Source organism: Vibrio sp. 10N.222.52.C3, from assembly GCF_041474195.1.
GTDB lineage: Bacteria > Pseudomonadota > Gammaproteobacteria > Enterobacterales > Vibrionaceae > Vibrio > Vibrio crassostreae_C.
Genome location: NZ_JBFRTQ010000024.1, coordinates 18,999 through 33,388, shown reverse-complemented (window position 1 = coordinate 33,388; position 14,390 = coordinate 18,999). Strand labels below are relative to the sequence as shown.

Below are 14,390 nucleotides of genomic sequence, written 5' to 3'. Positions count from 1 at the left end.
TGACATATTTTTCACGCTCACTCAGGATAATGTTACTGTCTATTTCTGTATGAGAATCAAAATGAAACGAGTTCTATTAGTCGAAGATAACCGTGAAATTGCAGGTGTCTTGTTTGATTATTTTGAGTGTATTGGCATGGAACTCGATTACGCAGACAACGGTGAACTTGGCCTACAACTCGCGTTGGAAAACTCATTTGATATCATCATATTGGATCTAATGTTACCGAGAATGGACGGCCTAACGGTTTGTAATAAACTGCGAGACCAAGGTAACGCGACACCTATTTTGATGCTGACTGCGTTAGATAGCCGAGAAGATATGCTGAAAGGCTTTGAACACGGTGCCGATGATTACCTCACCAAGCCATTTGATTTGGATATTCTAGAAGCAAGAATGAACGCGTTAGTCCGTCGTTACCGCGGAAAAGTCGCCTCTTCAAAACTTCAGTTCGATGAACTCACCATCGACCAAAAAACCCGTAAAGCTTACCGCCAAGATAAACTACTAGCGCTCAACCCAACCACTTACACCATACTTGAGATGCTGTGCCAAAGCGCACCTGAAGTAGTCACTCGTGAAGCTATTTCCTACAAGTTATGGGAAGAAAACGAACCCAACAATGATGTGTTGCGCAGTCACATTTATCAGTTACGTAATCAACTCGACAAGCCTTTCGACACTCAGATGTTAATTACGGTGCCTAAAGTTGGCTTCCGATTGGAGCCATCGAATTGATTTCAAATGTTCTTACAAGCACAAAAACCCTAACCGGCCGCTTAGCGGTTTTCTTTGGGTTAATGGCCGTAATTGTGTCGGCATTTGTCTATGTGGTATTTATCACAGCCCTGTACTTGTCGGAAGACCGCGTGGGTGAAAGACGCATCCTAATTGACCGCAACTATGCAGTCGGGTTATTCCAGTCAGGTGAAAGTGGAGAGCTTCGTATTGATGACCTGACTATCGCTTACAACGATCTTTCCTATCTACCGAAAAAGTATTTAAAGTATATTGAAGGCAAAGAAAATTTCATTGGTGAGGTCGGTGAAGATCCAGAATCTCGCATGGTCTATGTAGGCGAGTATACTCATGAAGGTAGAACTCACCCTATTGTTCTGCTTTCTGAAATAGACCGTGTCGAGCTTAGTGTCTTTGAGCTCGTTTATGCCACCACATTTGTATTAGCCCTTCTCTCTATTCTAATATTCAGCTTCGGAGCTCTGCTCTATCGGTTGTCTAAACGGCTGATTGAGCCCTTCAACTCCCTGTCTGAACAGCTTGAATCCAATAAGCTCAATCTAAACGAAGAATTTGGAGTGAATGACGATGCGGCGGTGGAGTTTCGTCAGTTGACGGATCAACTCAATCAATACAGAAGAGAAATCAATTCTCTAGTAAAACGCGAGCAAGCTTTCGCACGCTACTCAAGTCATGAACTAAGAACTCCGTTGACTGTTGCTCGTGGTGCCAACAAACTGTTACTGAGAAGCGAAACAACCGAATTTCAATCTCGTCAGGTTGAACGTATTGATGAAGCCATTGTTCAAATGTCTGAAATGGTCGATGCACTGCTTGGTTTAGTTCGTTATGAAAGAAACAGTGACGATGCACCGCTGCGCTTGTTTAGTCAGCAAGAGTTAGAAGCTATCGTTTCCAAGAATTCATTACAGGCGGATGAGAAGCAAGTCGAGATATCCTTACACATTCAATCAGAGCCGACCATTCAAGCCACCAGCGCGATCATGAATATGTTGGTCGGCAATTTATTGAGGAATGCCATTGCAGCGACCAATAGTGGCACTGTCACGGTTACCCTGTCCGAACAGAGTATTGTGATTGAAGACCAAGGTGAAGGCCTTCAGGAACAATACAATCCGAATGGTCATGGATTAGGTTTATTGATTGTCGAGGACTTGTGTCAACGCTTCCAGTGGGGCTTTGAATTGGTCAATCGCAGCTGTGGTGGATGTACCGCTAAAATCACCTTTCAAACCGATATATCCGCATCAATCTCAGAGCAAATGAATTCATAGTTCGAGGCTCAATATCGAACGAAAACTTGATTTAGTTGGTTTACAGCACTTGCAGGCTACTAGATACTTGTTAGTCCTATTTGAACTAAAAATGCTGGCTTCTTAGTCAGCGTTTTGTCTAAGTGCGATGAAACTAAATAATAGCCCTATAACTCAACATCAATACAACGACCACACCTTTTTCTTGAAGCGTGACGATCAGCTCCACTCTCACTTTTGTGGCAATAAAGCGCGAAAGTTCATGAAGCTACTGGAAGACGATCACCCAAACATCACCACTCTAATAAGCTACGGTTCTGCGCAAGCTAACTCTCTATTCTCGCTCGCTGCACTTGCAAAAATTAAAGGCTGGACGCTTGAGTTTTACGTTGATCACCTTCCTCAATGGCTAAAAGAACGTCCAATCGGCAATTACCGTGGCGCTGTAGACTTAGGCGCTAAGGTGATTTCAGTCAAAGAGACGGGCTCTGAGCTTCACCCTCAGGAGTATATTGAGCAAATAAGACAGCCAGATTCTCAGTGCATTGTATTGCCTGAAGGTGGACGCTCTCAGCTTTCTGAATATGGCGTGAAGCAACTGGCGATGGAGATACTCAGCTGGACGCGTTTCGAAAACAAACACGATTTCTTGGTTGCACTACCAGCAGGCACCGGCAGTACGGCTCTGTATCTGCATAAGCATTTAAAAGTGCACAACATCCCGGTGTTAACCTGTGCGTGTGTTGGCGGTAATGACTATTTAACGCAACAATTCAATGAACTTGGCGAATCCGATCACCCACAGATCTTACCGCTCAAAACCAAGCACCATTTCGGTAAGCTGTATCAGCAGGATTATCAAACCTGGTTGGATCTACAAGAGCAAACCGACATTGAATTTGACCTGCTCTATGACCCTTTGATGTGGCAATGCTTGGAACAATGGCAACAAGACAACCCAACCAAAACCGTCATCTATATCCATCAAGGTGGCATCTTAGGCAATGAATCGATGTTGCCACGCTATCAGCGTAAGTATCCAGAGATGAGCATTAGCAAAACCAACGCATCTTGGTAGTTGTTTTCCTTTATTCCCCAGCTTAGCTATTCAAGTTTTGGTAAGCTGAAAACATCACAAAACAGCCATCGCACTCCCTCTCGATGGCTATTCATCAGCAATAGCCACCGGCTATCCCTGCCATACATTTCAAGTTAGAGACAGAAATATGGCGAGAATCATCGCGTTATCTATACTTTCGATTGGAACGTCAATTGTCATCGAAAGGAATAACGCATGCGAACACTCACCACGCTAGGCTTGTTTTCAGTTTTACTGCCCTTCTCTGCGATTTCAGGAGAAAACATCACTTACCAAGTCGATGGTATGGATTACGAAGGTTATTGGAGTGAGGCCAGTGACCAAGCACCTTTAGTACTGCTAATACACGATTGGGATGGCTTAACCGATTACGAAAAGAAACGTTCTGAGATGCTCAACGAACTCGGTTACAACGTGTTCGCTATCGACCTGTTTGGTAAAGGCATTCGCCCAACCGAAGTGAAAGACAAAAAACAACACACAGGTGAACTGTACAAAGACAGAGAGAAAATGCGTGCGCTACTCAACGCAGGAGCCATGGAAGCGAAAAGACTTGGCGGCAACTTAGATAACAACGTAATAATGGGATACTGCTTTGGTGGAGCTGCTGTATTGGAAGCCGCTCGTGCGGGAATTCCTTCGAAGGCTTACGTAACCTTCCATGGCGGTTTATCAACACCAAAAGGCCAAGACTACTCGCAGACTAAAGCTCCCGTAGTCGTGTTCCACGGCACGGCTGATGCCATGATTTCAATGCACGACTTTGGAAGCCTCGCCGCTCAACTTGAATCAACCAAAGTTCCGCATGAGATGATCACTTATAGTGGTGCGCCACACGCCTTCACAGTATTCGGATCGAATAACTATCAACATGAAGCTGACCAAAAATCATGGCAACGCTTTACTCAGTTGTTAAGTTCGGTATCTCGTTAACTTTCAATCTAGGTAACAGCCCAACGGCAGCCTGTTACCTAATTCGTACTAATTATTAGCGACTATTTCTTTAAATTTGGTGTTCGTCACTCAAAAAGAAAGCGCTTTCTTGTAGTGTATCTCTATTATCAATCAGGCACTCTGAATCAGATATGCTTTTTTAACTGTGAGAAATTATGAAATATTTAGCAATTCTACCAGCGGTATTCGCACTAAGCGCCTGTTCAACAGTGACAGAGTCACCGGTTAGCTACCACAAAACTTCTCCGGGGCTAGAGTCACTACAGAACAACGAAAACTGCTGTGAAAACCTGAGTACAATTCAATATCAAAGCGTTACGAACCCAGAAGAAACATCTGTTTCGATCACCACAGCAAGCCCTAAGATCGAGTTCAAATCGGGCCGATCCTTTGCTGGAGGGCTAAAGCTTCCTGCAACACTAGATGCTATTCGTTTTTCAGTGACTTCAAATGCTAGTTATTCAGCATTCGTTCCGTCACTTTTAGTCTTAGACAAAAATTACCAGCCGCTAGATGTCATTGGCAATGAAAGTATTAAGTACCAACCACTTAGCCTGCTTGATGGTGCACAATATGGCGCGCAAATCGAACTGCAAGAACGTTACTTAAACGGCGAGGCTCCTGCTTACTTGGTCGTATTCACAACCAGCGAAGCACTCGCGGAAACAACTCCTGTCGAAAAACCAAGTGATATGGCGATACGTTCTGGTGATATCCAGGCAAACATCGCTCATAACACGGACTACGCCATCCCTCATTCTGCAATCGGGAAAGTCTCCTTTGATTTTAAATTCACAGCGGTAACCACCGTTGTTGAAGAACAAAACCGTCAAAAGCGAGTTCAACAAATTATTCCAGAATCAACCGTAGCCCAATCAGATTTATTAACGGAAAATACACTGAATAAGAAAGAGGTTTATCAAACTCTTATAGAAAACTCGGTTTCATCTGGAGATTTTAGTGCAGCACTGACTTACGTTGAAGAATCTGAGCGATTAGGAATCGAAGGGATGCGAAACTCCTTTGTTGACGCGATGAAGCAATATCAAAAAGCACAATAACTCAACCTCAAAGTAGTCGTTTATTTTCTCTCACTTTACCTCTTTTTTGAGCAACGAGAGTTAAATAAACGACTGTTATCCCTTAGCCCTATTCAGGCATAAACGAAAATACTAATTGCTCCAATTCTAAGCCTAATTTGATGAATTCAATATCCAAAGAATAAAAGCCTTTATCAAGCTTAACGGAGAGCCCCTCAACTGAAACTGTCTCGCCATTAGTACCATTCACTGATAGAGACATCGCGTACACGTTATTGAGACTTAAACTACACGCAGATTGAGCCAAAGTGCCACTATCGTAGTTAACAATACCTGCACATCGATACACACCAGCCTGTTTAACTTCCAAAACAATGCTACGGTTTTCTCTGATATTAAGTGGTAATACTATTGCATGTTGCTCTGCCGTCAGAGAGCAAAAGTCTCCATCAGTTTTACTCTGTTGTTTATTAAGATTTTGGGTCGCCTCAAAGCTCTTAACTGGATCAAAAGCGACTAATGGGCGACCCATTGCTGGAGAGTCCATAATAAAACGACAAATATTCATCGCGCTTCGTTGCAACTCCCCTAAGCTCAACGTTCCGTTTTCAAGCGCCTGTAACGTATCGTCATTCGACACGTTATTTTCCGCACCATCATGCTCAACAACCATATAAAGATCATTTTGAGAGCGAAGCATAAAGGATGTGTAACTTCGACTTTCAGAGCCACCTTTGATTGGGTCATTCATTTTTGCCCACCAATCCGTCATCACTATCCCTTTATAACCCCACTCCCCACGAAGAATCGTAGTATTGAGGTCGTAATTGGATGCAGCCCAGTGACCATTAATAGGGTTGTAGGAGGTCATAACACTCGAAGCTCCTCCTTGTTTTACCGCTATTTCAAAAGGCTTCAGATGAATCTCACGAAGTGCTCTTTGAGATATAACACTATCAACATCAAACCGTGACGTTTCTTGATCATTCGCCACCAAATGCTTGATTGTGCCAGATACTCCTGCAGCTTTAAGACCAAGAGTTTGAGATGCAGCTATTACCCCTGAGAGAAATGGATCTTCTGAGAAATACTCAAAATTTCGACCATTCAAAGGGTGGCGGTGGATGTTAATCCCAGGACCAAGCAACGTATCAATATGATTGGCTTGCATCTCTTTCCCCACTAAATGAAATAGTTTCTCATTCAGTTCTGGGTTCCATGTACAGCCTAATAATGTACCAATTGGGACTTGAGATGCTTTATGTCCGCTGTCCATTCGGATACCAGACGGACCATCAGCAGCTGCAACGACAGGGATACCTAAATCAAATAAGCTCGGCGAAACACCCCCAAAAGCAGCAGCAGTACCTGGCGTCACCTTAGGGCTGCACATACCTTCCCCACGAACAATTGTCGCTAACTGCTTTACGGTCATTTGCGAGATAAATTCGTCAATGTTCGCTCGCCCCTGCTTAACATCCAGTAAACGAATGCCCGTATCTTCACCAAGAGGAATAGAGCTTGGAAGCTCACTCAGAATACGTTTACTCAAATCAATAGTTCGCAGCGGCACAGATTCGTAATCGCAACTGTAAACACCATTTTCCTCGTTGCCTTTTGGGATCAACCTACTAAATCCGGTGACAGGAGCAAGTGCTTCCGTTAATTGCTCAACAACTAACAGCTCTTCTATTTTAACGCTCTCACTAACAAGCTTTGCCTGGCGAACACTTCCTCCTAGATAAAAGTGATATTCTCCAGCTTCAAGTACGTAACTATTTGGGTGTCCCGTTTTACCGGAGTCATCAAATGATGCGAAGGAAGATAGAGGACATGAAATAGTCAAACACACCGTATCTTGCGGGTCCAAGGTCGGTGTTTTCACAAAACCGATCAGTGCTCGTGAAGGCTTACCAAGGTGACCTTGAGGCGATTCAACATACAGTTGAACCACATCCTTACCACTGTATTTCTCGCCTATGTTTTTAACTTCAATATCGAAGACTAACTCTTGTTCAGAGCCGGAACCAAGAGTCGTCAATGCATTTAATTGATTGGAAAAGCGGGTGTAGGACAGCCCAAAACCAAACTCAAATTGAACAGCTTTAGGATTGAAAGTTTCAAAATACCGATACCCGACATAGATATCTTCTTGGTACAGATTACGCTCTTTATTTCCGAAGCTAGCGCTGGAAGGATAATCAGATAAAGAGTGCGCAATAGTGTCGGTCAAACGTCCACTCGGGCTAACATCACCTGATAAAACATCAGCTAAAGCATGCCCACCTTCCATACCTGCGGCCCAACTATACAGAACAGCCTTAATCGCAGCAGAACCTTTAAGTGAACTTGTCCATGACATATCGATTATGTTGGTCACGTTCAGTATCACAATGACATCATCAAAATATTCTGTCACTTTCTCCAACATTTGTATTTCTAGCGCGGTTAAATTGTAACTGCCTTGCTGCTGTGCATTATCTTGATCTTCACCCGCCGTTCGACCGATAAAAATAACGGCTTTGTTAGATTTGGCAACGGCATCCATCACAACTGAATTTGAAAGAGGCATTTCATCTTGAAACCAAGGTTCTGCTGCCCAACCACCTCCTCCGTCATTGAACGGGTTGTCCTTGACCCAACGTTTGTATACCTCCACCAAACTGAGATTAAGATTGATGTTTGGATTCTCATACAAGCCCTGTAATGCATTAACGGAATAAGGGACATTCACAGCTCCACCAGATCCAGTGCCACTTCGGTAGGTATCAATCTGACAGCGACCAAAAAGAGACACCGTATCACTAGCCTGCAATGGCAATATTGAATCACTATTTTTTAGTAGCACAATGCCCTCAGTAGCCGCTTGTCGACTTATGGGTGCAAGCTGCTTCTGTGCTTCGAGAATTTCCACAGTATTCATTTAAAGTCCTACTATTTTTTTACTTAGAGCAAAAATTTGACCTCTCGCTCTAAAAGTTAATATTGTCTTTGTTCAAAAAATAGTAATCTTAACCACGGCGTTTAACTACCAAATAAGCGACAGAAATAGGTAAAATAGCGACATGAAAACCAAGTTTAGACTCCAAAGTCATCAGAGATATCCTCAGATAAAATTTGCCTATGTCGATGGTCATCACGATTTCGACTTTGACGTACATAGCCATGACTTTTCTGAACTTTTCTTAGTTGTGAGTGGTAGTGGAAAGCATACGGTAGCTAGCCACACTTACCCTTTAAGTACAGGAGATGTATTTGTTATTAATGGGGATATTGAACATGGATTTTGTGAAGTAAATAAACTGAAGATTGTAAACTTGATGTTTGATACGGCATTGCCTTTTTTTGAGGTCCCTTCAATGCGTCAAATGCCAGGTTATCAAGCGCTTTTCAAGGTAGAACCAATTGCTCGACAAGCATCTGAATATCAAGCAAAGCTTACGTTATCACTTTCTCAGTTGAAACGAATCAATGGACTTCTACAACAAATCAAATCGGAATACGACAACGCAGAACAGGGGTTTGAAATCATATTGACGAGCACAATGCAGCAACTTGCGATAGAACTTGCTCGGCGATATCAAGAACAGACCCATAGCTTACCAAGAACAACCCTGGCATTGAGCCGTGCTCTCGCACATATTGACCGTCATTACAAAGAAGTAGGATTAGATACAGAAACCATTGCGCAAGCGGCCTATATCAGCAAGCGGCAACTAGAAAGGTTATTCAGGCAGTTTTTAAATACATCCCCAAACCAATACGTCAAAGACCTTCAAATTCGACACTCGGCATCCTTATTATTAAACGACAACAAAAGCATCCAACACATTGCTGAGTCTTGCGGCTTTTCTGACAGCAACTATTTCTCCAAATGTTTTAAGGCCCAAAATGGATGCAGCCCTCGCGAATTTAGAAAGCAACATTCTTCCCATAACTCATAACCCTTTCCCCCTTTCCCCCTTAAACCTTAAACCTTAAACCTTAAACCTTAAACCTTAAACCTTAAACCTTAAGCCTTAAGCCTTAAGCCTTAAAAGATTAGATATGTCACACATAAAAAAACCGCTCCTTTCGAAGCGGTCGATGAGTATCTTTGGCAAGAACACATTTGAAACGAAACTCAAATATGGAAGACTCATAGCAATAAAAATGAAACTCTTTGTGCTGCTAGGAAAGAGCTCAACTATTGCAATAAATAGGATATCGAGAACCTTGCCCGCCCTAAAGGCAAGGCCGTCATACCACTCCCCCGGTATGCTCGATATCACTTAAGACCCGAAGGTAAAAAATTCTACCACCACATGTCAGCTTGAATACCTACAACAAAGTCGCCCTCTTTACCCGTACCATCTTGCATTTCACCATCAAGGTAAGATGCCATGAAGCGAATTTCTGGAGATGGACCGAAGCCAGAGTGCACAACTAGAGTCGGTGCTACTGTTAGCTTGTAATCATAAGAATTCTTTGACTCACCATTACGGTCTTCGTAGTTGTACATGTAACCAGCTTCGGTAGCGATAAAGAAGTTTTCTGAAATTGGGAACGTTGGTCGCACCATTGCTGATACCCAGCCGTCTGTGTCACCATTGTCAAAATCGTTGTACTGGGTTTGAAGAGAGTGGAAAATATTCACACCATTTTCAAAAAAGTACCCACCCCATGCTAAAGCACGTAGCGATACATCGTTTTCATCAACAGCCTTCAAACAAGACGTACCACAGCCCGTGCCTGTCGTTAACCAACTTTGATAGTCGCTACCAGGCTTGTACGTGTTGTAAGTCGTAAGAGTACCGCCTAAAAGGTTACCTGAACCTAAGCCTTTACCAGCCTGCGCGATGTATTTTGTAAAACCTTTATCTGACAACCCAAAGACAGACTCAGTGTGAACAATTGCCGTCATTTCATAGCCATTCTCAGCGAATGCTTCTGGGCCATTACCAAAACCTAAATCGACCATATTGTCTGGCATATACTTAGCCATAGCGTGAAGCTCAACACTGCCAAAGTTCACGCCAGCATGAAGTGCATGCATGATGTTGTTGCTGTCACCCCAGAAACTTGTATCGCCAGAGTCATCGCTTGCAATATAAGCAAAGTCCCACTTATTACCACCTAGCTCAACACCTTCAATACCAACACCAGTACCTGACATATCCGTGTAGAAAAAGTCGGTCATAAAGATGTAATTATCTTTACCATAAAAGCGCTTACCACCCCATACAACACCGGTTTCAGATACACCTTCAAACTCGACAAAAGTTTCTGCCATACCAATTTCGCTGTTGGTTGCATCGGCATTGGCACCAAGTTGGTTGGTTGCATATTCCGCATTGTTGGCTGCTGCTCGTGTTTTGATTCGAATTTTCTGACCACCGTCATTCTCAAAATTTTTCTGCAGTGCAACTTCAAAGTGGCTATCCGACTCAACACCCAATCGACCTAAACGCTCTTTAGATGCTGGGAACTTTGCTCGTTTAAAATCATCATTTTCACTGAATAGAACACCAGCACGGAAATAACCGTGAAATTCAAATCCATCCGATTTTTCAGCATGTACAGCAGGTACAGTAGACAAGCCAGCAGTAGCGACTAAACAAGCAAGGGTAAGCTTAGAAAGTTTCATAATAACTCCATGTTCCAAATTATACTTTCAAAAAGAAAGCGCTTTCTTTGTTTTTCTTAAAAAAACCAATCGAACAGATTTAAAGAAGATCAAATCTAAGCCCACATTCACTATGCACTCTTAATCTTATTGGCTCTAACCGCTCAGTTGGTATGGAAAGAGTATAAATCGATCTCGTGAATATAAACCGTGATCAACCCCACCAAAGAAAGCGCTTTCTTATGCGTGAGTCACAAAAATAAAGATGTTAAGTATTTTGTTTGAACAATCATGGAACCAAGAAAAATGTCACTGTTTACATATTAAGGACGAATTGCTCCGTTCAATCACTCAGAACCTGTTTCGGAATACATCGTCGATTGCCTTCCTCAAATAATCGTCAAAATAAAAAAGGGAACATACATTGTATGTTCCCTTTATATTCAGACTTTTATTCAAACCCCTTAAGGCTTACTTTTCAAATCGCATATTGTCTAATTTAAAACTCATTTTTCCTTGAGGCTCAAACACTAAAAGGTTAGTGATCATTGTTGGATCAGCCTGATTCCCACCAGCAAAACGGTTGTCTCTCTTTAAAATGTCAGCTATTGGAATACGTACCGTCTTCCATTCATTCATTGCTGATAGCGGCACGGTATAGTCACTTGTTTTCGGCCAGCCACTGTCCATCTTAACCAGTAGTTCAACCCCGTCGGCCATACTCTCAACTTTCAAATCAAAGACCAGTTCACCCGTTTCTTGCCAATGTGTCACATCCGTTACAGGAGAACGAAAATAGATATTTCCTGATCCTTCATTCTTATTCACTTGTAGCACTGTTCCACGATCTGGTTCGCTCACTTCTTGATAGTCAACAATATCCAATGGGTCATAACTTGCATAAGCCAAGCTTGCGTTAAGAGTTTCGGTAAAAATCTCCAACGTTGGTCCATCAGCATAACTATCATCGGTTGCTAAGATCTCTGGAGCTTCGTGCCCTATTACTTGTATTGCATGTTCAGAGCGACTTGCACACCCTTTTCCTTTCCAACGATCAACCTTACAACGGTATACCTTTACTGAATCAACTAGCATTGTTTTCGGAAACAAACCTTCGTCGATGCCTTTATCATTTGCGTTTGCTGACCACGCTCCACCGACAGCCAAGTTCAATAACAAATGAAACTTTTCATCAAACGGAGCTGCTCCACTCGCATTAATGAGTTCCCCTTCTTCCGCTTCATATTGGCTGTACCAGCCCTCTTGAGTTTGAGTCGCGTAATGAATATTGTCTACATACCAACGAATTTCACCTTCTTCCCACTCAATCGCGTATGTATGGAAGCCCTCAGTAGGGTTCACACCATTTGGCAATGTCGCGGCCTGCCCTTTATAAACATTGTCTGGCCAATTTCGTCCGTAATGTAACGTCCCGTAGACTCGGCTCTCTAGATCATCATTTTTCACTCCCGCCGCATCTGAAAGTGTGTTTAGGTTAACCGCTTCCATAATATCGATTTCGCCAGAAGCTGCCCATGTGCCATATTTATTGTCGGTTGGCAGCATCCAAATTGCGGGCCATGAACCTTGTCCACCAGGTAACTTTGCTCTGATTTCATAACGGCCATATTTGGTGTCACGCTTGTCTTTTGTGCTAAGCCTCGCAGAAGTATAAGGGAGTGTCTTAGTTGCTCCGCCAATCGTACCTTCAGCATTGTCAGGCCCAGTATGACTTTGCTTCAGCGCGACAATGTGTAAAAAGCCATCTTTAACAAATGCGTTATTGGGATCATCCGTGTAGCACTGTTGTTCATTGTTCCCGCCCCCCCAACAGTTCACTTCTAATGACCAATTACGTTTATTTATTTGCTCGCCTTCAAACTGGTCTTCCCATACCAATAGCCAGTCTGGACTTAAAGTAACTGGAGCATGGGATAGCACGATCGGTTTTTCAGTTTGAGCTAAGTCCGGACTTTCGGATACCGGCAGCTCTATCGCCGTGCAGCCAGACATCAAAGCGGCAGAAATAAAAGACGTTAATATCTTTACCTGATTGGTTAGATGTTGCATTACAACTCCTTGTATCACGACTTTCAATGCAGGCGACACGTAATGTCGGCACCCATAAAAGAAAGTCGATTAGTGAATAACTCCGCGAGCATGGATCTAATATGAATATGCCATGCACGACTTTTTCAAAATGAGTATATAAAAGTGCATAGTTCAAAAAAGAGACAACGCTCACCTTAAGAAAGCGCTTTCTTGTTGGGTTTCACATTTTGCTAAAATTCGTTGTGGTTTGTGTAGATTCTCAAGAATTTTTTGACCTGATTATCTGCATAACACCCTAGAATCCCTTTATTCTAAGGCTTCTGTTTTTTCTAGCTTACAACGAAGTTCAGAAAAACAGATTCACTTTTATTACAACACAAAGAAAGCGCTTGCTTGATATTTGAACGAGTATATGGAAATATTCGTGACGTTACTTTGTATGCTTAACCTTCAAATTTAGCGTTAAGCAGTTCTGAGTTTTTAAATATTAATCATTGGATTACTAGGCTCTTATTGATCACGAAGGTAATATAGCTTAGTTCACTCCTTGTAGAGATAAGGCCACTACCATTGATCACCATTAAAGAAGTATCTGAACTTGCTCAAGTTTCTCAATCAACCGTCTCACGAGCATTAAATGGTCACCCTACGGTAAAGGAAGCCAATCGCGAAAAAGTATTCAAAGCTATTGATCAACTAGGCTACAAGCCTAATGCGTTTGCACAAGCTCTAGCCTCCAGTCGTTCAAATAGCATTGGCATGCTAGTTGGTTCGCTTGATGGGCCTTTCTATGGACCATTAATGCATACAGCCGAAGATACCGTTCGCCAAAATAATATTCACTTAATCGTTACAAGTGGCCAGGAATCACGAACCAAAGAGCTCGATTCTATCCAGTTTTTGCAATCTAAACTTGTGGATGGCCTCATTGTTCACTCAGACAAGCTCAGTGATGACGAACTGATCAAAATAGCGAAAGACAGTGAAACAATGATTGTTCTCAACCGTTTTATTCCTGAGATTTCTGATCGCTGTATTTACATTGATAATGAGCTTGGTGGCTACCTTGCAACGAAGCACTTACTTGAGAACGGCCATAAAAAAGTCGCTTGTATCACAGGCCAGTTGAGTAAAGTTGATAGTAGAGATCGCTTTCAAGGGTATCGAAATGCCTTGTTAGAGTTCGGTATCGAATACGACGCAGGGCTGTTTGTAGAGGGACGCTTTGATCATCAAGGCAACCACGAAGCTGCGCGACGCTTGTTAGACCGAGACCCTGAGATCACCGCGATTTTCTGTCAAAATGACAACATCGCGCTTGCTGTATATGACGTAGCAGCAGAGCGAAACCTCATTATTGGGCGAGACCTTTCAGTCGTAGGCTTCGATAACGATACTCATAGCCAGCATATTCGTCCTCGCTTATCGACGGTCGACTTTCCAGTTCATGAGATGGGAGAAGAAGCTGCAAAAGGTGTTTTATCGTTAATTAATAAACGCGACTACCCATTGAAGCACAAACTAACCCCGACATTGATTGTAAGAGAGTCCGTGGCTAAGCTTTGATTTTTGTATATCAAGCACCCCATTTTTTACACTTAAAAGAAAGGCTCTAAGTATTCACTTA

General features: G+C 42.7%; 10 protein-coding genes. 7 read left to right on the top strand and 3 right to left on the bottom strand.

Going from position 1 to position 14,390, the window contains the following annotated elements; genetic code table 11:
- Positions 1-61 precede the first annotated feature (61 nt).
- The 5 genes from AB4517_RS03655 to AB4517_RS03635 all read left to right on the top strand — a co-directional run bounded on the left by AB4517_RS03655 (position 62) and on the right by AB4517_RS03635 (position 5,127).
- Complete coding sequence (locus tag AB4517_RS03655; protein ID WP_017062034.1) at positions 62-739, top strand: response regulator transcription factor; 678 nt, start codon at positions 62-64, stop codon at positions 737-739.
- Complete coding sequence (locus AB4517_RS03650; protein WP_372147908.1) at positions 736-2,034, top strand: sensor histidine kinase; 1,299 nt, start codon at positions 736-738, stop codon at positions 2,032-2,034. Before AB4517_RS03655 ends, AB4517_RS03650 begins: the two co-directional genes overlap by 4 nt.
- A 127-nt stretch (positions 2,035-2,161) precedes the next feature.
- Positions 2,162-3,091, top strand: coding sequence for a 1-aminocyclopropane-1-carboxylate deaminase/D-cysteine desulfhydrase (locus AB4517_RS03645; RefSeq protein WP_372147907.1), 930 nt, complete (start codon positions 2,162-2,164; stop codon positions 3,089-3,091).
- A gap of 216 nt (positions 3,092-3,307) precedes the next feature.
- Positions 3,308-4,045 (top strand): dienelactone hydrolase family protein, encoded by a 738-nt coding sequence (locus AB4517_RS03640; RefSeq protein ID WP_372147906.1) that lies wholly within the window; start codon positions 3,308-3,310, stop codon positions 4,043-4,045.
- A gap of 176 nt (positions 4,046-4,221) precedes the next feature.
- Entirely contained in the window at positions 4,222-5,127 is a 906-nt protein-coding gene (locus AB4517_RS03635; protein ID WP_061038885.1) for a MalM family protein, read from the top strand.
- An 88-nt stretch (positions 5,128-5,215) separates the two neighbouring features.
- Here the strand turns inward: AB4517_RS03635 and AB4517_RS03630 are convergent, their stop codons facing one another.
- Positions 5,216-8,029, bottom strand: a complete 2,814-nt coding sequence (locus AB4517_RS03630; RefSeq protein ID WP_372147905.1) for a glycoside hydrolase family 3 C-terminal domain-containing protein — start codon at positions 8,027-8,029, stop codon at positions 5,216-5,218.
- Positions 8,030-8,171: 142 nt separating this feature from the next.
- Here AB4517_RS03630 and AB4517_RS03625 point away from each other — a divergent pair, with 142 nt between their 5' ends.
- Positions 8,172-9,050, top strand: coding sequence for a helix-turn-helix domain-containing protein (locus tag AB4517_RS03625; protein WP_017071401.1), 879 nt, complete (start codon positions 8,172-8,174; stop codon positions 9,048-9,050).
- 350 nt (positions 9,051-9,400) lie between these two features.
- Here the strand turns inward: AB4517_RS03625 and AB4517_RS03620 are convergent, their stop codons facing one another.
- Entirely contained in the window at positions 9,401-10,732 is a 1,332-nt protein-coding gene (locus AB4517_RS03620; protein ID WP_017070688.1) for a carbohydrate porin, read from the bottom strand.
- Between the two features lie 450 nt (positions 10,733-11,182).
- Positions 11,183-12,781: a family 16 glycosylhydrolase gene (locus AB4517_RS03615; protein WP_372132260.1), complete on the bottom strand. Its 1,599-nt coding sequence runs from the start codon at positions 12,779-12,781 to the stop codon at positions 11,183-11,185.
- A gap of 552 nt (positions 12,782-13,333) precedes the next feature.
- On the opposite strand from AB4517_RS03615, the gene AB4517_RS03610 reads away from it, so the two are divergent.
- Entirely contained in the window at positions 13,334-14,329 is a 996-nt protein-coding gene (locus AB4517_RS03610) for a LacI family DNA-binding transcriptional regulator (RefSeq protein WP_102319824.1), read from the top strand.
- Positions 14,330-14,390: the final 61 nt, after the last annotated feature.